Source organism: Kocuria sp. GQ42 (assembly GCF_059758435.1).
The window spans coordinates 79,816-103,327 of the sequence record NZ_JCAXEN010000004.1 but is presented as its reverse complement, the minus strand read 5'-3'; the positions used below and the strand labels follow the sequence as shown (position 1 = coordinate 103,327).

The 23,512-nt window shown below is 72.6% G+C and carries 20 protein-coding genes; 10 read left to right on the top strand and 10 right to left on the bottom strand.

Going from position 1 to position 23,512, the window contains the following annotated elements; all coding sequences use genetic code 11:
* The first annotated feature begins 38 nt into the window (after positions 1-38).
* The 4 genes from AC6CH6_RS10140 (at position 39) to AC6CH6_RS10125 (ending at position 4,123) form a co-directional block, all read left to right on the top strand.
* Entirely contained in the window at positions 39-1,262 is a 1,224-nt protein-coding gene (locus AC6CH6_RS10140) for a phosphoglycerate kinase (RefSeq protein ID WP_017832805.1), read from the top strand.
* A 127-nt stretch (positions 1,263-1,389) separates the two neighbouring features.
* On the top strand, positions 1,390-2,205 hold the full coding sequence (gene tpiA / locus AC6CH6_RS10135; RefSeq protein WP_498255040.1) for a triose-phosphate isomerase: 816 nt from the start codon (positions 1,390-1,392) through the stop codon (positions 2,203-2,205).
* Between the two features lie 70 nt (positions 2,206-2,275).
* The gene (gene secG, locus AC6CH6_RS10130) at positions 2,276-2,530 is read left to right on the top strand and encodes a preprotein translocase subunit SecG (RefSeq protein ID WP_035923973.1); all 255 of its coding nucleotides are present in this window, start codon (positions 2,276-2,278) and stop codon (positions 2,528-2,530) included.
* Between the two features lie 210 nt (positions 2,531-2,740).
* The gene (locus AC6CH6_RS10125; protein WP_498255039.1) at positions 2,741-4,123 is read left to right on the top strand and encodes an FAD-binding oxidoreductase; all 1,383 of its coding nucleotides are present in this window, start codon (positions 2,741-2,743) and stop codon (positions 4,121-4,123) included.
* Between the two features lie 77 nt (positions 4,124-4,200).
* Here the strand turns inward: AC6CH6_RS10125 and AC6CH6_RS10120 are convergent, their stop codons facing one another.
* The 7 genes from AC6CH6_RS10120 to tkt form a co-directional block, all read right to left on the bottom strand.
* On the bottom strand, positions 4,201-4,947 hold the full coding sequence (locus tag AC6CH6_RS10120; protein WP_498255038.1) for an AfsR/SARP family transcriptional regulator: 747 nt from the start codon (positions 4,945-4,947) through the stop codon (positions 4,201-4,203).
* 100 nt (positions 4,948-5,047) lie between these two features.
* Complete coding sequence (gene pgl, locus AC6CH6_RS10115; RefSeq protein ID WP_498255037.1) at positions 5,048-5,797, bottom strand: 6-phosphogluconolactonase; 750 nt, start codon at positions 5,795-5,797, stop codon at positions 5,048-5,050.
* Positions 5,794-6,936: a glucose-6-phosphate dehydrogenase assembly protein OpcA gene (locus AC6CH6_RS10110; protein ID WP_498255036.1), complete on the bottom strand. Its 1,143-nt coding sequence runs from the start codon at positions 6,934-6,936 to the stop codon at positions 5,794-5,796. The genes pgl and AC6CH6_RS10110 overlap by 4 nt, the downstream gene beginning before the upstream one ends.
* Positions 6,933-8,444 (bottom strand): glucose-6-phosphate dehydrogenase, encoded by a 1,512-nt coding sequence (gene zwf / locus AC6CH6_RS10105; RefSeq protein ID WP_133410386.1) that lies wholly within the window; start codon positions 8,442-8,444, stop codon positions 6,933-6,935. Before zwf ends, AC6CH6_RS10110 begins: the two co-directional genes overlap by 4 nt.
* 160 nt (positions 8,445-8,604) lie before the next feature.
* Positions 8,605-10,221 (bottom strand): glucose-6-phosphate isomerase, encoded by a 1,617-nt coding sequence (locus AC6CH6_RS10100; protein ID WP_498255035.1) that lies wholly within the window; start codon positions 10,219-10,221, stop codon positions 8,605-8,607.
* A 56-nt stretch (positions 10,222-10,277) separates the two neighbouring features.
* A complete protein-coding gene (gene tal, locus AC6CH6_RS10095) occupies positions 10,278-11,384 on the bottom strand; it encodes a transaldolase (protein ID WP_498255034.1) in 1,107 nt (368 codons plus the stop codon).
* 55 nt (positions 11,385-11,439) lie between these two features.
* Positions 11,440-13,575: a transketolase gene (gene tkt, locus AC6CH6_RS10090; RefSeq protein ID WP_498255033.1), complete on the bottom strand. Its 2,136-nt coding sequence runs from the start codon at positions 13,573-13,575 to the stop codon at positions 11,440-11,442.
* A gap of 408 nt (positions 13,576-13,983) precedes the next feature.
* Here tkt and AC6CH6_RS10085 point away from each other — a divergent pair, with 408 nt between their 5' ends.
* Together AC6CH6_RS10085 and AC6CH6_RS10080 are read left to right on the top strand one after the other, a co-directional pair.
* Positions 13,984-14,880, top strand: a complete 897-nt coding sequence (locus AC6CH6_RS10085) for a heme o synthase (RefSeq protein ID WP_017832795.1) — start codon at positions 13,984-13,986, stop codon at positions 14,878-14,880.
* Positions 14,881-14,951: 71 nt separating this feature from the next.
* Positions 14,952-15,869, top strand: coding sequence for a dihydrodipicolinate synthase family protein (locus tag AC6CH6_RS10080; RefSeq protein ID WP_017832794.1), 918 nt, complete (start codon positions 14,952-14,954; stop codon positions 15,867-15,869).
* Between the two features lie 5 nt (positions 15,870-15,874).
* Here AC6CH6_RS10080 and AC6CH6_RS10075 read toward each other — a convergent pair whose 3' ends face one another.
* The 3 genes from AC6CH6_RS10075 to AC6CH6_RS10065 form a co-directional block, all read right to left on the bottom strand.
* Positions 15,875-16,900 carry a COX15/CtaA family protein gene (locus AC6CH6_RS10075; protein WP_498255032.1) on the bottom strand — a complete coding sequence of 342 codons (1,026 nt, stop codon included), beginning with the start codon at positions 16,898-16,900 and terminating at the stop codon, positions 15,875-15,877.
* Between the two features lie 120 nt (positions 16,901-17,020).
* A complete protein-coding gene (locus AC6CH6_RS10070; protein WP_498255031.1) occupies positions 17,021-17,809 on the bottom strand; it encodes an ABC transporter permease in 789 nt (262 codons plus the stop codon).
* Entirely contained in the window at positions 17,806-18,759 is a 954-nt protein-coding gene (locus AC6CH6_RS10065) for an ABC transporter ATP-binding protein (RefSeq protein ID WP_498255030.1), read from the bottom strand. The genes AC6CH6_RS10070 and AC6CH6_RS10065 overlap by 4 nt, the downstream gene beginning before the upstream one ends.
* A gap of 287 nt (positions 18,760-19,046) precedes the next feature.
* Here AC6CH6_RS10065 and AC6CH6_RS10060 point away from each other — a divergent pair, with 287 nt between their 5' ends.
* From AC6CH6_RS10060 to sufC, 4 genes are all read left to right on the top strand, one after another.
* Complete coding sequence (locus AC6CH6_RS10060; protein WP_126346340.1) at positions 19,047-19,844, top strand: helix-turn-helix transcriptional regulator; 798 nt, start codon at positions 19,047-19,049, stop codon at positions 19,842-19,844.
* Positions 19,837-21,291 carry a Fe-S cluster assembly protein SufB gene (gene sufB / locus AC6CH6_RS10055; protein WP_035923965.1) on the top strand — a complete coding sequence of 485 codons (1,455 nt, stop codon included), beginning with the start codon at positions 19,837-19,839 and terminating at the stop codon, positions 21,289-21,291. Before AC6CH6_RS10060 ends, sufB begins: the two co-directional genes overlap by 8 nt.
* A gap of 166 nt (positions 21,292-21,457) precedes the next feature.
* Positions 21,458-22,657 (top strand): Fe-S cluster assembly protein SufD, encoded by a 1,200-nt coding sequence (sufD, locus tag AC6CH6_RS10050; RefSeq protein WP_498255188.1) that lies wholly within the window; start codon positions 21,458-21,460, stop codon positions 22,655-22,657.
* Between the two features lie 61 nt (positions 22,658-22,718).
* Positions 22,719-23,480, top strand: a complete 762-nt coding sequence (gene sufC / locus AC6CH6_RS10045) for a Fe-S cluster assembly ATPase SufC (RefSeq protein WP_109222866.1) — start codon at positions 22,719-22,721, stop codon at positions 23,478-23,480.
* Positions 23,481-23,512 lie beyond the last annotated feature (32 nt).

Here is a 23,512-nt window from a genome sequence, read left to right as displayed (position 1 = left end):
CCGTCGCCGCGCGACGCCGCCGGGGTAGGGTGAGTGACATGGCTCATGCACTTGACGAACTGATCGCCGACGGCGTCGCCGGGCGCCGCGTCCTGGTCCGCTCCGACCTCAACGTCCCCCTGGACGGCTCCACCGTGACCGACGACGGGCGCGTCCGCGCGTCCCTGCCGGTCCTGAAGAAGCTGGCCGACGCCGGGGCCCGCGTCATCGTGATGGCGCACCTCGGCCGGCCCAAGGGACAGGTCGACCCGAAGTACTCGATCGCGCCCGCCGCGCGGAAGCTGGCCGAGCTGGCCGACTTCCCCGTGGCGGTCGCCTCCGACGTCGTCGGGGAGGACGCCCGGGCCAAGGCCGAGGCCCTGGCCGACGGCGAGGTCCTCGTGATCGAGAACGTCCGCTTCGACCCCCGCGAGACCTCGAAGGACGACGCCGAGCGCGGCGCCTTCGCGGACGAGCTCGCCGCCCTGACGGGCGAGAACGGGGCCTACGTGGACGACGCCTTCGGCGCGGTCCACCGCAAGCACGCCTCCGTGTTCGACATCGCCCACCGGCTCCCGGCCTACCTGGGCGACCTCGTCAAGCGGGAGCTGGACGTGCTCACCAAGGTGGTCTCCGCCCCCGAGCGCCCCTTCGTGGTGGTCATGGGCGGGTCCAAGGTCTCCGACAAGCTCGCCGTGATCGAGAACCTCATCGGCAAGGCCGACTCGCTGCTCATCGGCGGCGGCATGGTCTTCACGTTCCTCGCCGCCCAGGGGCACTCCGTGGGCGGGTCCCTCCTGGAGCAGGACCAGATCGGGACGGTCAAGGACTACCTCGAGAAGGCCTCCGCGGCCGGCACCGAGATCGTCCTGCCCGTGGACATCGTCTACGCGGCGGAGTTCGCCGCGGACGCCGCGCACGAGGTGCGCCCCGTCGACGCCATCGAGGACGGCGAGATCGGCTCCACCGGTCTCGGCCTGGACATCGGCCCCGAGTCCGCGAAGCTGTTCGCCGAGCGGATCCGCGGCGCGAAGACCGTGTTCTGGAACGGTCCCGCGGGCGTGTTCGAGATGGAGGCCTTCGCCGGGGGCACCCGGGCGGTCGCCGAGGCCGTGGTGGCCTCGGACGCGATGAGCGTCATCGGCGGCGGCGACTCCGCCTCGGCCGTGCGCAACCTCGGGTTCTCCGACGACCAGTTCGGGCACATCTCCACCGGCGGCGGCGCCTCCCTCGAGTTCATCGAGGGCAAGGAGCTCCCCGGGGTCGTGGCCCTGGGCGCCTGACCCGCACGCTCCCCGCCACGGCGCCGGGGGCGCCCCGGGCCTGCACGGCCCGGGGCGCCCCCGCCGCCCAGCGCACCACTGCCGAACCGCACGACGAGCGGCGCACCCGCCGCGGACAGGAGTCCCTATGACCTCGCAGACCAACGGTCAGTTCGACCGCACGCCGCTGATCGCCGGCAACTGGAAGATGAACATGGACCACGCCCAGGCGATCACCCTGCTGCAGAAGCTGGCGTGGACCCTGGACGACGCCAAGCACGACTACTCCCGCGCCGAGGTGGCCGTCTTCCCGCCGTTCACCGACCTCCGCTCCGTCCAGAGCCTCGTGGACGGTGACGACCTGCGCGTCGTCTACGGCGCCCAGGACCTCTCCGACCAGGACTCCGGCGCCTACACCGGCGACATCTCCGGCCAGTTCCTGGCCAAGCTCGGCTGCACCTACGTGCTCGTGGGCCACTCCGAGCGCCGCACGATCCACGGCGAGTCCGACGAGCTGTGCAACGCCAAGATCGCCGCCGCCCACCGCCACGGGCTGGTCCCGGTGCTGTGCGTCGGCGAGGGCCTCGAGGTCCGGCAGGCCGGCGAGCACGTCGCCTTCACGCTCGAGCAGCTGCGCGGCTCCATCGCCGGCCTCGAGGCGGACCGGGTGGCCGAGCTCGTGGTGGCCTACGAGCCCGTCTGGGCGATCGGCACCGGCGAGGTCGCCGGCCCCGAGGACGCCCAGGAGATGGCCGCCGCCATCCGCGCCGAGCTGGCCGAGCTCTACGACGCTGAGACCGCCGCGAAGACCCGCATCCTCTACGGCGGTTCCGCGAAGGCCGCCAACGCCGGCTCGATCCTCAAGGGCAAGGACGTGGACGGCGTCCTCGTCGGCGGCGCCAGCCTCGACGCCGAGGAGTTTGCTAGCATTGCCAGGTTCGAGCAGCACCTCGTGACCGACTGATCACGACCCCCTGACCGTCCGCGCCCGCCGGGCGCGGTTGCTCGACGGACACCCCCGAGGGAAGGCCCCAGTGGAAATTCTGCAGAACGTGCTCCTGGCGATCATCGTGCTCACGAGCCTCCTGGCCGTTCTCCTCGTCCTGCTCAACAAGGGCAAGGGCGGTGGCCTCTCCGACATGTTCGGCGGCGGCATGACCCAGTCCCTCAACACCTCGGGCGTGGCGCAGAAGAACCTGGTCCGCCTCACCACCACCACGGCCGTGGTCTGGGCCCTGTCCATCGCGGCCTACGCGCTGACCATGCGCTTCGCCGAGGTGGCCGTCTGAGCCGACCGCTCCCCGAACGACCCCGGGTCCTCCGGCCGACCACGACGTCCCGTGGCCGGCCGGAGGACCCGGGGTCGTTCGCGTCGGGGCCGCATGTCGCCGTGTGACGGGGTCGATCACGCCGCCGTCACGCAGGTGGCGGAAGGTTGGCGGGGTGCCGTGCCCCGGCCGGGGCACGGTGAGCCGCCCACCTCGCGAGGAGCCGACACCATGGTCCCGACCATTCCTCCGGCGGACGTGGAGGAGCTCGGACGGCAGATCGCCGGACCGGTCCTCACGCCGCAGGACGACGGTTACGAGCGGGAGACCGCCGCCTACAACCTCGCGACACCCATCCGTCCCGACGTGGTGGTGGGGGCCGTGGACGCCGACGACGTGGCCGCCGCCGTCGCCTGGGCCGCCGCCCACCGGGTGCCCGTCGGGGTGCAGGCCACCGGTCACGGCGCCGACGGCCCGATGCGGGGCGGCCTGCTCATCAGCACGGCCCGGCTGCAGGAGTGCACGGTGGACCCGGAGGCCCGCACCGCGCGCGTGGGCGCGGGGGTGCGGTGGCGGAGCGTGCTGGAGGCGTCCGTGCCCCACGGCCTCGTGGGCCTCAACGGCTCCACGACGGACGTGGGCGTCGTCGGCTACACCCTCGGCGGGGGTCTCCCGGTCCTGGGGCGGACCTTCGGGTTCGCGGCCGACCACGTGCGCTCCGCCGACGTGGTCACCCCCGACGGCCGGCGCCGGACGGTGGACGCCACGCACGAGCCCGAGCTCCTGGGACTGCTGCGCGGGGGCAAGGGCAACCTGGGCGTCGTGACGGCGATGGAGTTCGAGCTGCTCCCGCTCGACGGCCTCTACGGCGGGGGGATCTTCTATCCCGGCGACGACGCCCGTCAGGTGCTCACCGCGTGGTCGCGGTGGACCGCGGACCTCCCCGAGACGGTGTCCACCTCTCTCGCTCTGCTGCGGCTGCCGGCCATGGACATCGTCCCGGAGCCGCTGCGCGACCGGTTCGTGCTCCACCTCCGGTACGCGTGCACGGCCGGGGACGAGGAGGGGGAGCGGCTGCTGGCGCCGATGCGCGCGCTCTCCGACCCGGTCATGGACACGGTCGGGCCCATGAGCTACCGGGACGTCGACGCGATCCACCTGGACCCGCCGGTGCCCATCCCGTACCGGGAGACGGGCCGGCTGCTGGACGACCTGGACGACGCCGCCGTCGACGCCCTCCTGGGGCAGGCGGGTCCTGGCACGGACTGTCCCGTCACCCTCATCGAGATCCGGCTCCTGGGCGGCGCGCTGGCCCGTACCCCGGAGGGCGTGGCGGACCTCGTGGCGGGCCGGGACGGTCGCTACGTGATCGGCCTCGTCGGGCTCGTGGTGCCCCCGGGCGGCGAGCGGGTGCCGGCGGCGATCGAGGGCATCCTGGCGGCCCTGGCCGGCCACGTGTCGGAACGGACGCTGGTCAACTTCCAGGGCTCGGTGGACGGGGAGGGGGACTCCTCCCGGTCCTGGACCGAGGAGGGCCACGCCCGGCTGCTGGCGGCCAAGAACGCCTACGACCCCGACAACCTGCTCCGGTTCCAGCACGCCGTGCGCGCCTGAGCGCCGTGTGACGGGTGCTCCCGCGTCATCGGTTCCCCGGGGCGTTCTCCCCGGCCGCTCCACCGGCGGTCACCGCGTCACAGGCGCACCACGGGCCCGACGAGCCGCACCAGTTCGTCGGAGGGGCCCGCTCCCGTCTCGGCGACCGCGACGGCGCAGTAGCGGCGGAAGTCCCGCAGCGCCGCGGCCTGGTTGCCGAGGGCGAGATGGGAGCGCACGAGCAGGCGCACGGCGCTCTCCCGCAGCGGATCCGCCCCGCGCACCGCCTCCGCCCACCGCACGGCCCGGGACGGGTCGCCGTGGGCCAGGCACAGCGCCGCGGCGTGCTCGGCCGCGTGGACGTAGAGGCCGCGCAGCTGCTCCTGCTCGGCGAGCACCCAGTCCTCGTACCATCCCGGCAGCAGCGCGGGAACACCCGGTCCGACGAGGTCCGCGGCACCCAGCGCGGCGGGGTCCTCGGTGCGCGCCACCGCGATGAGGCGGGCCCGGAGCACGTGCACGTCCACGGCGAGGGCCGGGGACAGGGCGAGGTCGTGGCCGTCGCGGACCAGGGCGCCGGGCAGGTGGTGGTTCACGCCGCAGACCGCGGCCCGCAGGCTGCCCAGGGCCCGGGCCTCGGGGCAGCCGGGCCACAGCAGGCCGCCGAGGTATCCCCGGGTCCGGCGCCCGAGCAGGGCGAGAGCCGCGAGGAGCCGCAGCTGCCGGGCGCCGGGGTCCACGCTCCGCCCGCCGCACCGGACCGCGCAGGTGCCCAGCAGCCGCAGCTGCAGGACCGGCTCGGAGGAGGGTCCGGCGACGGGCGCGGGGCCGGGCGCGTGGGTCATGGCGGAGTGTCCCCTCGGCTGACGGCGGCGCGCGGGACGGTGCGCGTGTGCCCATGGTCCCGGTCGCGGACCGGGCCGGTCCACGGGCGTGGCCGGATCGTTAGCCGGTCAGGCAGTCCTCCGTCACGAGCAGCAGCGTCTCCTCGGTCCCGCGCACCCCGGCCCCGGGAGTGCGCTCGAGCGGGGCGCCGCCGCGGACGGCCGCGACCGCCCCGGCCTTGTCCGCTCCGGCCACGAGGAACCAGACCCGCTCCGCGCTGTTGATCATCGGCAGCGTCATGGTCACCCGCTCCGGCGGTGGCTTGGGGGAGTCCCGCACCCCCAGCACGGTGGCGTCCTGCTCGTGCACGTGCGGCAGCCCCGGGAACAGGGAGGCCACGTGGCCGTCGGGGCCCAGGCCCAGCAGCGAGAGGTCGAACCGGGGGAAGGCCTCCGTCCGCTGCTCCGCGTCGGCGGCCGCCGCCAGCTCGCGCCGGTAGTCGAAGGCGGCGTCCTCGGCGGTGTCGAAGTCGTCGGCGCTGCCCATGTAGTGCACCCGGTCCGGGTTCAGATCCAGGGCTCCGCCCACGGCCTCGACGGCCTGGACGCAGTTGCGCTCGGCGCTGTCGCCGGCCACGAAGCGCTCGTCCGACCACCACACGTCGACCCGGGTCCAATCGACCTCGTCCCGGCGGGCGGAGGCGGCGAGGGCCGCGAGCACCGCGGTGCCCATGCTCCCGCCGGTGAGCACCAGGCTCGCCTCCCCGCGCTCCTCCTGCGCCGCCACGACCACGTCGAGGACCCGCTCCGCGGTGTCCGCCGCGAGCGACTGCTTGTCCGGATGGGCGACGGTCTCCAGCTCCGCGCTCATGCGCGCTCCTCCCCGGGGGCCAGGACGGACGCCTCGGGTGCCGGGACGGACGCCCCGGCGGCCGGGACCGCACCGGAGTCCGGATCCGCCGGTTCGTCGGCCGGGGCGTCGTCGGGCGTCGTCCGCGCCGGCCGGTCCCGGTCCGGGAGGCGGCCGCCGTGCTCGGCCAGGAACCGAGCGGCGCCGGGGGTGAGCTCGCCGGCGGTGTCCACGATCTGGGCTATCCGCACGTCCCGCAGGCCGGTGGTGACCACCTCGCCGTAGACCTCGTCGGGGTCCAGGCGCCGGAGCTCCTCGGCGATGCAGGCGTTGAGGTCCCGCACGGGCATGGCGATCTGCTGGTCGGGCTGACCCGGCTGCCTCAGCATCGCCACGGACCGGCCCGGGCGCTCGAGCACGATCTCGCCGTCGTCCCGGACGAGGGTCACCCGGTCGAGGCGACGGGGCCCGGGGCTGTTGACCAGCGTCACGTCGGCGTCGAGCCGGGTGCCCAGCCACGTGCCGAGCAGCACCACGCTGGGGGAGCGGCCGCACCCCTCCACGACGACCTCGCGCACGGGCGCGGGCTCCGCCTGGTCCAGGACCGCGGCCAGCTGGATCCGCCAGTTGGTCACCCGGGTCCAGGCCAGATCCGTGTCGCCGGGGACGTACCGGGTGCTCAGCTCGGCGAGCGTCTCGTAGGCGTCGTCGCTGCGCGCGGAGTCCGTGATCCGCCGGTGGGCGATCCCGGCGATGGACGAGGTGTGCGGCGAGGGCGGCGGCACCGTGTGCGCCCACCAGGCGACGATCGGCGCGTCCGGCAGCAGCAGCGCCGAGAACAGGGTCTCGGTGGGCTCGGCGAGCTCGCCGTAGCCGTGCAGCACGATGACCTCGGAGGCGCCGGCGTCACCGCCCATGCGCAGCTGGGCGTCGAGCCGGGTGCTCTCCGCCTGGGAGTGCGCCACGTGCACGAGGATCCGGCACGGGTGCTCGTGGCTCGCGAAGTTCGCGGCCTCCAGGGCGGCCTCGGAGTGCCCGGCCTGGGCGAGGATCACGAGCGTCAGGACCCGTCCGAGCGTCACGACGCCGTGCTGGTCCCGCAGCTGGCTCAGCTTCTTGTCGATGGCCGAGGTGGTGGTGTTCTCCATCGAAACGATCACGGTCGCCTCCAGACGCGTCCGTCGCGGGCCAGCAGCTCGTCGGCGGCGGCGGGTCCCCAGGACCCGGGCGCGTACGGCTCCGGCATGATCTCCTGCTCCGACCAGCACTGCTCGAAGGGGTCGAGGATCCGCCAGGACAGCTCGACCTCCTCGTGGTCGGGGAACAGCGGTGGTTCCCCGAGCAGCACGTCGAGGATCAGACGCTCGTAGGCCTCCGGGCTGGACTCGGTGAACGAGTGGCCGTAGCCGAAGTCCATCGTGACGTCCCGGATCTCCGACTGGGTCCCGGGCACCTTGGAGCCCAGCCGGATGGTCACGCCCTCGTCGGGCTGGATCCGGACCACGATGACGTTCTGTCCCAGGTCCTCGTGGCCGTTGTCCCCGAACAGCAGGTTGGGGGAGTTCTTGAACTGCACCGCGATCTCCGTCACGCGCCGGCCCAGGCGCTTGCCGGCGCGCAGGTAGAACGGCACGCCCGCCCACCGGCGGTTGTTGATGTCCAGGCGCAGCGCCGCGTAGGTCTCGGTGCGGGAGTCGGCGGGGATGTCCTGCTCCTCGAGGAAGGCCCGCACGCGCTCACCGCCCTGCAGACCGGCTTCGTACTGGCCGAGCGCCGAGTGCGCCGCCCGGTCCTCGGGGACGACGACGGAGGCCAGGACCTTCGCCTTCTCGGCGCGCATGTGGTGGGCCTGGAAGGACAGCGGCTCCTCCATGGCGGTGAGGGCCAGCAGCTGCAGCAGGTGGTTCTGGATGACGTCGCGGGCCGCGCCCACGCCGTCGTAGTAGCCGGCGCGGGAGCCGATGCCGATGTCCTCGGCCATGGTGATCTGCACGTGGTCCACGAACTGCGCGTTCCACAGGGGCTCGAACATCTGGTTCGCGAAGCGCAGCGCCAGGATGTTCTGCACCGTCTCCTTGCCCAGGTAGTGGTCGATGCGGAACACCGAGTCCGCCGGGAACACCCGCTCCACGATGGCGTTGAGCTCCTGCGCGGACTCGAGGTCGTGGCCGAAGGGCTTCTCGATGACCACGCGGCGCCACCCGGAGGCGTTCTCGTGCTGGGCCAGGCCGTGGTCGGCGAGCTGCTGGCAGACCGTCTCGAACGCCTTGGGCGGGATCGAGAGGTAGAACGCGTGGTTGCCGCGCGTCCCCGAGTGCACGTCGAGCTCCTTGAGGGTCGACTTGAGCGCCTCGTAGGCCTTGTCCTCGTCGAACTCCCCGCGCACGAACCGGACGCCGGAGGCGAACTGGCGCCACACGTCCTCCTGGAAGGGGGTGCGGGCGTGCGCCTCGACGGACTCGCGCACCACCTCGCGGAACTGCTCGTGGGACCAGTCGCGGCGGCCGAAGCCGACGAGCGCGAAGGACGGCGGCAACAGACCCCGGTTGACGAGGTCGTACATCGCCGGCAGCAGCTTCTTCTTCGCGAGGTCTCCCGTCACGCCGAAGAGCACGAGCGCCGACGGGGCGGCGACCCGGACGAGCCGCCTGTCCCTCGGGTCCCGCAGGGGATTGCGGGCGTTGTTGTCTGGCAACGGTACTCCTTCACGTCTCTGCGGGGCCGTGGCACCCACGGGGGCCTGCACGCGCAACGGTCGGCGCGGGAACTCCCGCGCCGACCGTGGCGTGCTCCCATTCTAGGTCAGCGGTCCGGTCGTGCCGGCCGGGTCAGCCGCCGAGGGAGTCGACGGCCTGGCGCAGCCGGGCCACGCCGGCGGCGCGGTCCGCGAGCCGCAGCCGCAGCACGGGCCGCCCGTGGTCGGCGAGGACCTGGGCGTCCCCGTCGGCCTGGGCCGAGATCAGCTCGCCGAAGCTGAACGGGCTGTCCGGGATCTCGAGGTCCGTCTCCGAGGCGGCGGTGATCTGCAGGTACACGCCCTCCGCCGGTCCGCCCTTGTGGTACTGGCCGGTGGAGTGCAGGAACCGGGGGCCCCAGCCGAACGTCACGGGCCGACCGGTGGCCCGGGCGAGGACGGGGCGGACGCTCTCCAGCTCGGCCCACGAGAGCCGGTCGAAGTACGCCTGCACGGACAGGTAGCCGGTCTCCGGCAGCTGCGCGAGCAGCTTGGCCAGCGCGTCCTCGACCGTCTGCGCCCCGTCGAGCAGCTCCTGCGCCCCGCGGATCTCCACGGGCCCGTCCACGACGTCCGCGGCCGTGGGCTGCGGCTCGTCCTCGAGCAGGGCGCGGGTGGCGTTCTTGGCGGACTCCACGTCGGGCTGGTCGTACGGGTTGATGCCGAGCAGCCGCCCGGCCGCCGCGGTGGCGACCTCCCACAGCATGAGCTGGGCGCCGAGGGAGCCGGAGACCCGCACGACGTCGCCCTCGGGGGCCTGCTCCTCGTCCACGCCGACGAGTTCCACGACGAGGACGTCGGAGGCCCCCGAGGAGGCCTCCGGGGCGTCACCGGCGCCGACGACGACGGGCAGCACGCCCTTGCCCTCCTTGCCCGTGGACTCGGCGATCAGCTGCTCCGCCCAGTCGGCGAACCCGGCGATCCCGGAGCCCAGGTCCCGGAACACGAGCTTGTTGCGCAGCGGCTGCGTGCCGCCGAGCGCCGCGCCCAGGTGCAGGCCGGGGTTGTCCTCGGCGTCCTCGCGCAGCACCTCGCCGGCCTCGTCGGCGTCGTCGAGCAGGGCCCCGACGTCCACGCCGGCCAGACCGGAGGGGACCAGGCCGAAGGCGGTGAGCGCCGAGAAGCGCCCGCCCACGGTCGGGTCGGCGGTGAAGACCCGGCGGTAGCCGGCCTCCCGCGCCGACGCCTCCATGGGCGAGCCGGGGTCGGTGACCACCACGATGCGCGAGGCGGCGTCGATGCCCGCGTCCTCGAACGCCCGGGCGAAGACCCGGCGCGCCGAGTCGGTCTCCACGGTGGAGCCGGACTTGGAGGAGACCACGATCGCGGTGCGCTCGAGGCGGTCGGCGAGGGCCGCGCCCACCATCTCCGGGTCCGTGGAGTCGAGCACGAACAGCTCGACCCCGGCGGTCCGGGTGATCACCTCGGGGGCGAGGGAGGACCCGCCCATGCCCGCCAGCACGAACCGGTCCACGCCCTCCGCCGCGAACTCCTCGCGCAGCGCGGTGATCTCGGCGACGAGCGGGCGGGAGACCTCGGCGGCCTCCACCCAGCCCAGCCGCTTGGCGGACTCGTCCTCGGCCGCGGCACCCCACAGGGTGGGGTCCTGGGCGAAGAGCTTCGAGGCGAACCTGTCGCCCACCAGCGCGGGCACGTGCCGGTCGACGGCCTCGCGGGCGGCACCGGAGGTCTGGACGGACAGGGAGCTCATGGGTTCTCCTTCGGGTGGGGCGGCACGGACGGTGCTCGGGTCAGGACGGGACGGGCTCAGCGGGCGTTGTCGAGGGCGGCGCGCACGGTGTCGAGCAGCTCCGCCCAGGAGTCCTCGAACTTGGTGAGACCCTCCGCCTCGAGCTTCTCGACGACCTCGTCGTAGGAGATCCCCACGCCGGCGATCCGGTCCAGGAGCTCGTTGGACTCCGCGTAGGTGCCGGTGACGGTGTCCCCGGTGACCTCGGCGTGGTCGAACGCGGCCTCCAGGGTCTTCTCCGGCATGGTGTTCACGGTGTTCGGGGCCACCAGCCCGGTCACGTACAGGGTGTCCGGCAGGGACGGGTCCTTGACCCCGGTGGAGGCCCACAGCGGGCGCTGCGGGTTCGCCCCGGCCGAGGCCAGCCGCTCCCAGCGCTCGGTGGTCAGGGCGTCCTCGTAGATCTGGTAGGCGAGCCGGGCGTTGGCCAGACCGGCCTTGCTCTTGAGCGCGGCGGCCTCGTCGGTGCCGATCGCGTCCAGGCGCTTGTCGACCTCGGAGTCCACCCGGGAGACGAAGAAGGACGCCACGGAGTGGATGGTGGAGAGGTCCTTGCCGTTCTCGAGCGCCTGCTCCAGGCCCAGCTGGTAGGCGTTGATGACTGCGCGGTAGCGCTCGAGGGAGAAGATCAGCGTCACGTTGACGGAGATCCCCTCGGCGATGGTCGCGGTGATCGAGGGCAGGCCCGCCTCGGTGGCGGGGATCTTGATCAGCGCGTTGGGGCGGTCGATGGTCTGGGACAGGCGCTGGGCCATGGCCGCGGTCGCCTCGGCGTCCTGGGCCAGGCGCGGGTCCACCTCGATGGACACCCGCCCGTCCTCCCCCTGGGTGGCCTCGGCGATGGGGGCGAAGAGGTCGCAGGCGTCGCGCACGTCGTCGGTGGTGATGGCCAGCACGGCCTCGTCCACGTCCGTGCCGGCGGCGGCGAGCTGCCTGACCTGGTCCTCGTAGGCGTCGTGCTTGGCGAGTGCGGCGGCGAAGATCGTCGGGTTCGTGGTCACGCCCACGACGTCCTTCTCGTCGATCAGCCGCTGCAGCCCGCCGGAGGTCAGGCGTTCGCGGGAGAGGTCGTCGAGCCAGATCGAGACGCCGGCGTCGGAGAGCTTCTGGGTGGGGGTGGTCATGTGTCTGTCAGTCCTCGTGCTCGGGGAAAGGTGGTCGGTCGGTGCGCGCCGCGGCTCAGCGGCCCACGGAGGCGGTGGCCTGCGCGGCGGTGAGGGACTCCTGGGCGGCGGCGGTGACGGCTTCGGCGGTGATGCCGAACTCGCGGTAGAGGGTCTCGTAGTCGGCGGACTCCCCGAAGTGCTCCAGGGACACGGCCCGCCCGTGCTCGCCGAGCAGGTCCCGCCAGGACATCGCGACCCCGGCCTCCACGGACACGCGGGCCTTCACAGCCGCCGGGAGCACGGACTCGCGGTACTCGGCGTCCTGGGCGTCGAACCACTCCCGGCACGGCATGGACACCACGCGGGCGGCCACCCCCTGCGCCTTGAGCTGCTCGCGGGCTTCCACGGCCAGGGAGACCTCGGAGCCGGTGCCGATGAGGATCACGTCCGGGGTGGACTCGGTGTCGGCCAGGACGTAGCCGCCGCGGGCCACGCCCTCGGCGGAGGCGAACTTCTCCCCGTCGGCCTCGGGGTGCAGGTCCGCCCGGGCGAAGGTGGGCACGTTCTGGCGGGTCAGGGCGATCCCGGCCGGGCCGTGCCGGTTCTCCAGCATCGTCCGCCACGCGATCGCGGTCTCGTTGGCGTCGGCCGGGCGCACCACGTCCAGGCCCGGGATCGCGCGCAGCGCCGAGAGCTGCTCCACGGGCTGGTGGGTGGGTCCGTCCTCGCCGAGGCCGATGGAGTCGTGGGTCCACACGTAGATCGAGGGGACCTTCATCAGCGCGCCCAGGCGCACGGCGGGGCGCTGGTAGTCGGAGAAGATCAGGAACGTCCCGGAGAACGCCCGGGTCTGGGAGGACATGGTGATGCCGTTGACGATCGCCGCCGCGGCGTGCTCGCGGATGCCGAAGTGCAGCACCCGCCCGTAGGGGTTGCCGGTCCACTTCGCGGTGGAGCGGGCCTCGGGGATGAAGGAGGGCGCGGACTCGATGGTGGTGTTGTTGGAGCCGGCCAGGTCGGCCGAGCCGCCCCACAGCTCGGGGAAGGTGTCGGCGATCGCGTTGATCACCTTGCCGGAGGCCGAGCGGGTGGCCACGTCCTTGCCGGCCTCGAAGACGGGGAACGCGTCGGCGTAGTTCTCGGGGAGCTCCTCGGCGCGGATCCGGTCGTAGAGCTTCGCCCGCTCCGGGTTGGCCTCCCGCCAGGCCTGGAACTCCCGCTCCCACTCGTCGCGGATCTGCTTCATGCGGTCCTGGATGCCGCGGGTGTGGGCGATGACCTCGTCCTCCACCACGAAGGACTTCTCGGAGTCGAAGCCGAGGATCTCCTTGGTCGCCGCGACCTCGTCGGCCCCGAGCTTGGAGCCGTGGATGCCGCCGGTGTTCTGCTTCTTCGGCGCCGGGTACCCGATGATCGTGCGCAGGGCGATCAGCGAGGGCTTGGCGGTCTCGGCCTTCGCGGCGCGGATCGCGGCGTAGAGCTCCTCGATGTCCTCGACGTAGTCCCCGGTCTTCGTCCAGTCCACCCGGGCCACGTCCCAACCGTAGGCCTCGTAGCGCTTCAGGACGTCCTCGGTGAACGCCACGTCCGTGTCGTCCTCGATCGAGATGTGGTTCTGGTCGTAGATCACCACGAGGTTGCCCAGCTCCTGCACCCCGGCCAGCGAGGACGCCTCGGAGGTCACGCCCTCCTGGAGGTCGCCGTCGGAGGCGATCACGTAGACCGTGTGGTCGAACGGGGAGGTCCCGGCGGGGGCCTCGGGGTCGAACAGGCCGCGGGTGTAGCGCTGGGCGTAGGCGAAGCCCACGGCCGAGGCCAGGCCCTGGCCCAGCGGGCCCGTGGTGATCTCCACCCCGGTGGTGTGCCGGTACTCCGGGTGCCCCGGGGTCTTCGAGCCCCAGGTCCGCAGGGACTCGATGTCGTCGAGCTCCATGCCGTAGCCGGACAGGAACAGCTGCAGGTACAGCGTCAGCGAGGTGTGCCCGGGGGAGAGGATGAAGCGGTCACGCCCCGTCCACCGGTCGTCGGTGGGGTCGTGGCGCATCACCTTCTGGAACAGCAGGTACGCCGCGGGGGCCAGGGACATCGCCGTGCCGGGGTGGCCGTTGCCCACCTTCTCCACCGCGTCCGCGGCCAGCACCCGCACCGTGTCCACGGCACGCCGGTCCTGCTCGGTCCAGGTCAGCTTCTGATCGAGTTCGGTCGCCAAGATTCGGTGCCCTTTCCATTGGGGTCCGCTGCCGTGCGCAGCGGGTGCCGGTCGTGGACCGGCGGTTTGGGTCCAGCTTAGGTCACGCGCATTTCGGGCGTGTGACCGACGGCACCGGTCCCCGGGGCCCCGGACGTCTTTCCCGTCATGTCCGGAGCGGGAACGGACGTCGCCACGCGCTATGCTGTATAGGACCTTCTTCCGCGCCCGCGACCACCGCGCCGACCGCTCCTGCGTGCCGGCGACGCACCGTCTCCGGGCCGACCTCGCGCACGGAGCCGGGGGAACACCACCGCAACCGGGAGCAATGATTCTGTGAACTCACTCGAGACGTCGGGACCCGCAGGACGAGCCGTCCTCGGCAACGGGCACACGGGTGATGCGGCGGCCCCCCGCAGCGAGGGACGGATGACGGCCTCCCGGAAGGTGCGGGCCTACGTGGCCCTCATGAAGCCGCGGATCATCGAGCTGCTGCTCGTGGCGACCGTGCCGACCATGATCTTCGCCCAGCAGGGCATGCCGAACCTCTGGCTCATCCTCAACACCCTCGTGGGCGGCACGCTCGCGGCGGGTGCGGCCGGCGCCTTCAACTGCTACATCGACCGGGACGAGGACCGGGTGATGAAGCGCACGGCCAAGCGCCCGCTGGTCACCGGCGAGGTCACCGACCGCGAGGCCCTCGTCTTCGCGTGGGTCCTCACGGCCGTGTCGGTCGCCTGGCTCACGATCGGGGTCAACGTGCTCGCCGGCGCCCTGGGCGCGGCGGCCATCTTCCTCTACGCGGTCTTCTACTCGATCGTGCTCAAGCGCCGCACCGCCCAGAACATCGTCTGGGGCGGGGTCGCCGGGTGCATGCCGGTGCTGATCGGGTGGGCCGCCGTGACGGGCGGCCTCGACTGGCCCGCGCTCGTGCTGTTCCTGTTCATCTTCCTGTGGACCCCGCCGCACTACTGGCCGCTGTCCATGAAATACGCCGACGACTACTCCCGCGCCGGGGTCCCCATGCTGGGCGCCGTGGCAGGGGCCCGCACCGTGGGCAGCCAGGTGGTCCTCTACGCGTGGGCCACGGTGGTGTGCTCGCTGCTGCTCGTCCCCGTCGGCGGCGCCGGCTGGGTCTACGCCGTGACCGCCCTGGCCTCCGGTGCCTGGTTCGTGGGCCACAGCCACAAGCTGCACGCCCTCGCGGTGGCCGGCCGGCCCACGGACAAGCAGGCGATGCACGTCTTCCACGGCTCCATCGCCTACATCACCTTCGTGTTCCTCGCCCTGGCCGTCGACCCGTTCGTGGGCGGCCCCGTCCTCTGAGCCCGTCGGGGCCGGCCGGCCCCGCGGCGCCCGCGTCCGGCCGGGGGACCGGCCGGACCTAGGATGGTCGCATGCTCAGCATGACCTTCACCGGGCTCGTCGCCTACCCGATCACACCGTTCCAGCAGGGTGGCCGCCTGGACCTGGAGTCCTTCGGGCGCTACGTCGGCCGGCTGTCCCGATCGGGCGTGGACGCCCTGGTGGTCCTGGGCAGCTCGGGCAGCTTCGCGTACCTCTCCGGGGAGGAGCGGGCCGAGGTCGTGGGCGTCGCCGTGGAGGCCGCCCGCGGCTCCGGGGTGCCGGTGGGGGCGGGGATCTCCGCGATGACCACCCGCGAGGTCCTCGAGATGGCCTACGCCGCGGAGAACGGCGGGGCGGACGGGCTCGTGCTCAACCCGCTGTCCTACATCCCGCTCGTCTCCCAGGAGATCGCCGACCAGGTGGAGACGGTCTCGGCGGCCGTGTCCCTGCCGCTGTGCATCTACAACAACCCGACGACGACGGGCTTCACGTACCCGGTGGAGCTCGCCGCCGAGCTGTCCTGGCTGGAGAACGTCAGCGCGTTCAAGGACACCGCGGACTCCCCGGCGGACCTCGCCGCACGGCGGCACCGGTTCGCCGAGCTGGCGGAGCCGGGGACGGCCCACGGGGTCAGCGGGGAGCGGCTGCTCCACGAGGCGGCGCCGGACGCCGCGGCCTGGCACTCCGGGATCGCCGCGGTGCTCCCGCGCCAGTACGCCGCCTTCCGCGCCGCGGTCGTCTCGGGCGACGACCGCGCGGTGCGCACCTGGCAGGCGGCGCTCACCCCGCTGATGGAGATCCTGCGCCAGGAGCGGCCCCTGAGCTCCCTGTACGCGCTGGCGGAGGTGTGCGGCGTCAGCACGGCCCCGCCGCGGCGGCCGCTGCTGCCGATCCCCTCGGCCAGCCGGCAGCGCCTGGCCCAGGCCGTCGAGGAGCTGCTCGACGAGGCGCCCGACGAGCGGGCCTGAGGGCCTCAGCCGCGGGACGGGGCCTCGGCCGACTGCATCCGGTCGGTGCTGCGCAGCACCGGGGCCGGGGTGCGGGTGACCGCGAAGCCCTTCTCCACGGTGCGGGCCGTGGCCCAGATCAGCACCGCGGAGCCCACCAGGTGCAGGGCCACGGCGACGATCGGCACGCCGTTGAAGTACTGGTAGTAGCCGATGAGCGCCTGCAGGACCAGCGCGGCCAGGAGCACGTTGAGGCTCGAGGCCAGCGGCACGGGCCACCGGTGCCGGCGGGCGAGCACGAGGCCGAGCACCACGGCCACGACGATCAGGTACACGGGGACCGCGTGGGCGCGGGTGATGAGGTAGGCGTCGAACGCGTGCCGGGCGGTGGTGTCGTCCCCGGCGTGCGGGCCGGTGCCCGTGACCAGGGTGCCCAGGTAGAGGATCAGCGCCGTGAGCACCCCCAGGCTCACCATGAGCCCGCGGACGGTCCGCCGCTGCCCGTAGGCCTGACCGGGGCGCTCGGCGTCCCGCACGGCGGGCAGGGAGCGCCGCCGGGTGCGGTTGACCAGCACCGTGGCCAGGGCGATCATCACCCCGGAGATGAGGTAGTGGATGCCCACGATCCACGGGTTGAGCCCGGTGAGCACGGTGATCCCGCCGACCACGGCCTGCAGCGGGATGCCGAGACCCAGCAGCAGGGCGATCCGGAAGAGGTCGCGGTGCTCGTGGCGCAGCCGGAGCACGGCCAGGAACGTCAGCACCGCCACGGCGGCCAGCAGGAAGGTCAGCAGCCGGTTGCCGAACTCGATGAGGCCGTGCATGCCCATCTCGGGGGTGTTGGTCCAGGACTCGTCCGTGCACCGGGGCCAGGTGGGGCAGCCCAGGCCCGAGCCGGTCAGCCGGACGAGCCCGCCGGTGAGGATGAGCACGGAGTTCGCCAGCAGCGACGCGACGGCGAGCCACCGCACCCACGGGGTGATCCGGCTCGGCAGCAGTCCGCCGCCGTGCTCGCGGACGTCGACGTCGCTGGGGTCGCTGGCGCGGTTCATGAGTTCACTTCCGGACGGGGTCGGTGCGGTGGGGTCTCCGCGCCCAGTTTATCCGCCTCCGCGGCCCCCGGGTCCCGCCGGCCCGGGACGGGCCCGCGGCCCCCGGTCCGCACCGGCGGCTCAGCTCCAGCGGAACCAGCGCACGGCCCCGGCCCAGGCGGCGGCGGCCCAGACACCGAGCACCAGCACCGGCAGCAGTGTGGGCGCCCCGGTGAGGAACGTCTCGCGCAGGGCGGTGCCCAGCGCGCCGGAGGGGAGCACCTCCACCACCCAGGTGAGCCCCGCCGGCAGCGTGCTCGAGGGGAACAGGGTGCCGCCCACGGCGGCGAGCAGCACCCACACGAGGTTGGTGACGGCCAGGGTCGCCTCGGCGCGCACCGTCCCGGCGAGGAGCAGCCCCAGCCCGGTGAACGCCGCGGCGCCGAGCAGCAGCACCGGCACGGAGACGAGGACGACGGCCGCGTCCGGGCGCCAGCCGAGGGCCGCGCCGAGCACGGCCACCAGCACGTACTGCACCACGAGCACCGCGACGATCGCGAGCAGCTTGCCGGCGATCAGCCCGCCGCGGCCCAGGGGAGTGGTGGAGAGGAAGCGCAGCACCCCGTAGCGGCGGTCGAAGCCGGTCTGGATGCCCTGGCCCGAGAAGGCGCTGGAGAGCACGCACAGCGCCAGCACCCCCGGCACGGCGACGTCCACGCGGGAGGCGCCGGCCGGGACGGCGGCGTCCAGCAGGTCGGTCAGGGTCAGGGCCACGAGGGCCATGAGCGGGAGGATGACCAGCAGCAGCAGCTGCTCGCCGTTGCGCAGCACGGCCCGCGTCTCGTAGCGGGCCTGGGCGGCCACCCGGCGGGCCAGGGAGGCGGGCTCCGGGCGAGGGGCGGTGGCGGTGGGCAGGGCGGGGGCGGTCATCGGATCTCCCGTCCGGAGATGTCGAGGAAGACGTCCTCGAGGGTGCGCGGCTGGAGGGACAGGGACTCGGGCAGCGTGCCGGTCGCGGTGAACCACCGGGTCACGGTCTCGAGCATCGGGGGCGTGAGGGCGCCGGTGAGGGTCACGGTGCGGTCGGCGCGGTCCGCCCGGATGCCCTCGAAGCCGGGGCCGTCCCACGGGAACGGCCCCGCGCGCAGCTGCTCCGGGGCCAGCGTCAGCACGAGCACGGCGGGGGCGTCGGCGCCGGGGGCCACCAGCTCCGCCACGGACCCCTGGGCCATGACCCGGCCGTGGTCCACGATGTAGACCTGGTCGGCGAGGCGCTGGGCGTCGTCGAGCAGGTGCGTGGTGAGGATGATGCACACCCCCTCCCGGCGCAGCTGCTGGACGAGGTCGAAGACGATGTTGCGGGACTGCGGGTCCATCCCGGCCGAGGGCTCGTCGAGGAAGAGCACCTCCGGGTTGCCCGCGAGGGCCGCCGCCAGGGCCACGCGCTGGCGCTGGCCGCCGGAGAGCCGGCGGACCACGGTGCGGTCGAAGCTGCTGATGCCGAGCCGCTCCACGAGCTCGTCCATGTCCCGGGGGCTGCGGTAGAGGGACGCCACGTGCCGGAGCAGCTCCAGCGGGCGCACAGCCTGGGGGAGCCCGCCGTCCTGGAGCATCACGCCCACGCGGGCGCGCAGCGCCGGGCTGGCCCGCCACGGGTCCTGCCCCAGCAGCCGGACGGTGCCGCCCGTGGGCCGCTGCAGGCCCTGGGCGCACTCCAGGGTGGTCGTCTTGCCCGCGCCGTTGGGGCCCAGCAGCGCCGTGATCTCGCCGTGCCGCGCGGTGAGGGACAGGCCGTCGACGGCGTGCACCACGTCGGCGCGCACCGCGCCCGGTCCGGCCGGGCGGCGGGAGCGGCGCCGGCGGACCGGGAACTCCTTCACGAGGCGCTCGATCGAGAGTGCGGGCGAGGACGCGGGGGGACTCTGGGCGGGCACCGGACCAGTGTAGTGCGGGCGCGCCCGCGGCCCGGCCCCCCTTGGCCCCACCGCGCCCGGGGGTTATTATGAGTAAGTCGTGATTTTTGGACGGAGCCCGGTAAGGCTCCACTTACTGGTCAGACCGGAATGAATTACGACATACTCCGGTTGTGTATTAGAAGCGCCCCTTGAGGGTCGCGCGCTGCAGCACGAGAGCCTCCACCCCCGAGCAGGAAGCGAACGGTTCACCCATGACTCAGACCACGGACGCCCGGAGCAGGTCCCGCTCCGGCCCGCGGGCGGAGCAGGAGGAGAACACCCGTTCGCGCGTGCTCGGCGCCGTCCTCGAGCACGGTCCCGTCTCCGCCGCGGACCTCGGCGAGATGCTCGAGCTGACCCCGGCCGCCGTGCGCCGGCACCTGGACGCCCTCGAGCAGCAGCACTTCATCGAGGTCACCATGGTCCGCCGCCGCAGCGGGGGCGCCGGCCGCCCCGCGCGGCGCTACGTCGTCGCCCCCGAGGGCCACGCCAAGCTCGGCGACGACTACCTCGAGATCGCGACCGACGCACTGGAGTCCATCCGCCGCATCGCCGGCCCGGACGCCGTGCACTCCTTCATCCAGGAGCGCGTGGACCGCCTGGAGGCCTCCTACCGCCCCGAGGTCGAGGCCGCCGGGGACGACGTCGCCGACCGCCTGCCCGTCCTGGTGCGGCTGCTCAGCCGCGACGGGTTCGCCGCCTCCACCAACGAGGTGGCCGTCGGCCGCGGCGAGTCCCGCACCATCGTCTCGGCGCAGCTGTGCCAGGGGCACTGCCCCGTGCGCGAGCTGGCCGCCCGCTACCCGCAGTTCTGCGAGCTGGAGACCGAGCTCATCGCCCGGCTGCTCGGCACCGACGTCCGCCGGCTCTCGACCCAGGCCGCCGGCGCGCACGTGTGCACCACGCACGTGCCCCTCACGCGGCCGGGACCCGCCGCGGCACCGACTTCCGTGGACCGCACCGCGGCCCACGCCACAGACCAGACAACAGAGGAAGGCCGTCATGACTGACCAGATCGCCAGCGGCAACGACACTGTCATCGCCGACATCCTGGAGAAGAACCCCGAGCTCGAGGGCATCGGCACCTACGAGTACGGCTGGGCCGACTCCGACGTGGCCGGCGCCTCCGCGCGCCGCGGTGTCGACGAGGACGTCGTCCGGGACATCTCCGCGAAGAAGAGTGAACCGCAGTGGATGACCGACCTGCGGCTGAAGGGCCTGAAGTTCTTCGACCGCAAGCCCATGCCCACGTGGGGCGCGGACCTGTCCGGGATCGACTTCGACAACATCAAGTACTTCGTGCGCTCCACGGAGAAGCAGGCCGCCACCTGGGAGGACCTGCCCGAGGACATCCGCAACACCTACGAGAAGCTGGGCATCCCCGAGGCCGAGCGCGGGCGGCTCGTCTCCGGCGTGGCCGCCCAGTACGAGTCCGAGGTCGTCTACCACCAGATCCGCGAGGACCTGGAGGAGCAGGGCGTCATCTTCCTCGACACCGACACCGCGCTCAAGGAGCACCCGGAGCTCTTCGCGGAGTACTTCGGCACGGTCATCCCCGTGGGCGACAACAAGTTCGCGTCTTTGAACACGGCCGTGTGGTCCGGCGGCTCCTTCGTCTACGTCCCCAAGGGCGTGCACGTCGAGATCCCGCTGCAGGCATACTTCCGCATCAACACGGAGAACATGGGCCAGTTCGAGCGGACGCTCATCATCGCGGACGAGGACTCCTACGTCCACTACATCGAGGGCTGCACCGCGCCGATCTACAAGACCGACTCGCTGCACTCCGCCGTCGTGGAGATCATCGTCAAGAAGAACGCCCGCGTGCGCTACACGACCATCCAGAACTGGTCGAACAACGTGTACAACCTCGTGACCAAGCGCGCGATCGCCCACGAGGGCGCAACCATGGAGTGGATCGACGGCAACATCGGCTCGAAGGTCACCCAGAAGTACCCGGCGGTCTACATGACCGGCGAGCACGCCCGCGGCGAGACCCTCTCGATCGCGTTCGCCGGCGAGGGGCAGCACCAGGACACCGGGTCCAAGATGGTGCACATCGCCCCGAACACGTCGTCGTCGATCGTCTCGAAGTCCGTGGCCCGCAACGGCGGCCGCGCCGCCTACCGCGGTCTCGTGCAGGTGCGCGAGGGCGCCCACGGCTCGAGGTCCAACGTGGTCTGCGACGCCCTGCTGGTGGACACGATCTCCCGCTCCGACACGTACCCGTACGTCGACATCCGCGAGGACGACGTCACCATGGGCCACGAGGCGACCGTCTCGCGCGTCTCCGAGGAGCAGCTGTTCTACCTCATGCAGCGCGGGATGGCCGAGGACGAGGCCATGGCGATGATCGTGCGCGGGTTCGTGGAGCCGATCGCCCGCGAGCTGCCCATGGAGTACGCGCTCGAACTCAACCGCCTCATCGAACTGCAGATGGAAGGATCCGTTGGCTGACATGTCCAAGCTGAACGAAACGATTCGCAACGCCACGGAGGCCGCCGCCTCCGCGGCCACCGCGGTGGCCGACAAGGCCGTCGGCGCGGCCAAGGACGCCTACGGCAACCTCGGCGAGAAGGTCGACGGGGTCCGCACCGGGGAGGGGCGCGTCGCCATCCCGGGCATGGACCTGGAGGGGGAGCGGCTGGCCCGCGACAAGGTCGAGAACGACACCCTGGTGCGGCACACCGCCCACGGCGACATCTCCGGCGTGCCCGACTCCTCCCGCGCCGGGCGGCGCACGTCCTACGACGTCGCCGACTTCCCGAAGCTCACCGGCCGGGAGGAGGACTTCCGGTTCACCCCGCTCAAGCGCCTCAAGGGGCTGCACGCCGACGCCCTGACCGGCCCCGCGCCCGCGGTGACCGTCGACTCGGACGCCGTGCGCGTCGAGACCGTGGGCCGCGACGACGCCCGCATCGGCAGCGCCGGGATCCCCGAGGACCGCGTCTCCGCCAACGCGTGGAGCAGCGTCACCGAGGCCACGGTGCTCACCGTGCCGCAGGAGACCGAGATCGCCGCGCCCGTGCTCGTCGACATCCACGGCTCGGACGCCACCCCGGCGGCCCAGCACCTCGTGATCGACGCCCAGCCCTTCTCCAAGGCCCTCGTGGTCCTGCGCCACCACGGCAGCGCCGTGCTCTCGCAGAACGTCGAGTTCCGGGTCGCCGACTCCGCGAACCTCACCGTGGTGACCCTCCAGGAGTGGGACGACGACGCCGTGCACGCCTCCTCCCAGCAGGCGCGCCTCGGCCGGTCCGCGACCTTCAAGCACGTGCTCGTCAGCCTCGGCGGCGACCTCGTGCGGGTCACCCCGTCCACCCGCTTCGACGCCCCGGGCGGCTCCGTGGAGATGTACGGGCTGACCTTCGTGGACGCCGGCCAGCACCTGGAGTCCCGGCTGTTCGTGGACCACTCCCAGCCGCACTGCACCTCGCGGGTGACCTACAAGTCCGCGCTGCAGGGCGAGAACGCGCACGGCGTGTGGATCGGCGACGTCCTCATCCGCGCCACCGCGGAGGCCACCGACACCTACGAGCTCAACCGGAACCTGATCCTCAACGACGGCCCGCGGATGGACTCCGTGCCGAACCTGGAGATCGAGACCGGCCTCATCACCGGTGCGGGCCACGCCTCCACCACGGGCCAGCTGGACGACGAGCACCTGTACTACCTCATGTCCCGGGGCATCCCCGAGGACGAGGCGCGCCGGCTCGTGGTCCGCGGATTCCTCTTCGAGATCATCCAGCAGATCGGTGTCCCGGACATCGAGGAGCGGCTGCGCGGGTCCGTCCAGGACGAGCTCGCCTCCGCGAACTACTGATCCGCCGCGCCCGCACGCACCCTTCCGACCCCAGACTTTTTCGACCACAGGAGAACCATCCATGGCAACTCTCGAGATCAAGGACCTGCACGCGTCCGTCGTGCTCGACGACGAGACCACCAAGCCGATCCTCAAGGGCGTGAACCTGACCATCACCTCCGGTGAGGTGCACGCGATCATGGGCCCCAACGGCTCCGGCAAGTCCACGCTGGCCTCCACCATCGCCGGGCACCCCAAGTACGTCGTCGACTCCGGCGAGGTCCTCCTGGACGGCCAGAACGTCCTGGAGATGTCCGTGGACGAGCGCGCCCGCGCCGGGCTCTTCCTGGCCATGCAGTACCCGGTGGAGATCCCCGGCGTGACGACCTCCAACTTCCTGCGCACGGCCAAGACCGCGATCGACGGTGAGGCCCCCTCGCTGCGCACGTGGACCAAGGACGTCAAGGCCGCCATGGAGCAGCTGAAGATCAGCCCCGACATGATCCAGCGCAACGTCAACGAGGGCTTCTCCGGCGGCGAGAAGAAGCGCCACGAGATCCTCCAGCTCGAGCTGCTCAAGCCGAAGATCGCGCTGCTGGACGAGACCGACTCCGGGCTCGACGTGGACGCGCTCAAGGTCGTCTCCGAGGGCGTCAACCGCGCCCTGGAGACCAACGACATGGGCGTCATGCTCATCACCCACTACACCCGCATCCTGCGCTACATCAAGCCGCAGTTCGTGCACGTGTTCCACGACGGCCGCGTAGTCGACGAGGGCGGTCCCGAGCTCGCCGACCGGCTCGAGAACGAGGGCTACGACCGCTACCTGGCCCCGGCCAAGTAAGCGGTCCCGACCCCACCAGCTTTCGAAAGGAG

Bases quoted from the DNA above. Each gene is read 5' to 3' on its own strand.
- AC6CH6_RS10140 (WP_017832805.1), top strand. From the start codon at position 39: ATGGCTCATGCACTTGACGAACTGATCGCCGACGGCGTCGCCGGGCGC.
- tpiA (WP_498255040.1), top strand. From the start codon at position 1,390: ATGACCTCGCAGACCAACGGTCAGTTCGACCGCACGCCGCTGATCGCC.
- AC6CH6_RS10125 (WP_498255039.1), top strand. From the start codon at position 2,741: ATGGTCCCGACCATTCCTCCGGCGGACGTGGAGGAGCTCGGACGGCAG.
- AC6CH6_RS10120 (WP_498255038.1), bottom strand. From the start codon at position 4,947: ATGACCCACGCGCCCGGCCCCGCGCCCGTCGCCGGACCCTCCTCCGAG.
- pgl (WP_498255037.1), bottom strand. From the start codon at position 5,797: ATGAGCGCGGAGCTGGAGACCGTCGCCCATCCGGACAAGCAGTCGCTC.
- AC6CH6_RS10100 (WP_498255035.1), bottom strand. From the start codon at position 10,221: ATGAGCTCCCTGTCCGTCCAGACCTCCGGTGCCGCCCGCGAGGCCGTC.
- tal (WP_498255034.1), bottom strand. From the start codon at position 11,384: ATGACCACCCCCACCCAGAAGCTCTCCGACGCCGGCGTCTCGATCTGG.
- AC6CH6_RS10085 (WP_017832795.1), top strand. From the start codon at position 13,984: ATGACGGCCTCCCGGAAGGTGCGGGCCTACGTGGCCCTCATGAAGCCG.
- AC6CH6_RS10080 (WP_017832794.1), top strand. From the start codon at position 14,952: ATGCTCAGCATGACCTTCACCGGGCTCGTCGCCTACCCGATCACACCG.
- AC6CH6_RS10075 (WP_498255032.1), bottom strand. From the start codon at position 16,900: ATGAACCGCGCCAGCGACCCCAGCGACGTCGACGTCCGCGAGCACGGC.
- AC6CH6_RS10070 (WP_498255031.1), bottom strand. From the start codon at position 17,809: ATGACCGCCCCCGCCCTGCCCACCGCCACCGCCCCTCGCCCGGAGCCC.
- AC6CH6_RS10060 (WP_126346340.1), top strand. From the start codon at position 19,047: ATGACTCAGACCACGGACGCCCGGAGCAGGTCCCGCTCCGGCCCGCGG.
- sufB (WP_035923965.1), top strand. From the start codon at position 19,837: ATGACTGACCAGATCGCCAGCGGCAACGACACTGTCATCGCCGACATC.
- sufD (WP_498255188.1), top strand. From the start codon at position 21,458: ATGGACCTGGAGGGGGAGCGGCTGGCCCGCGACAAGGTCGAGAACGAC.
- sufC (WP_109222866.1), top strand. From the start codon at position 22,719: ATGGCAACTCTCGAGATCAAGGACCTGCACGCGTCCGTCGTGCTCGAC.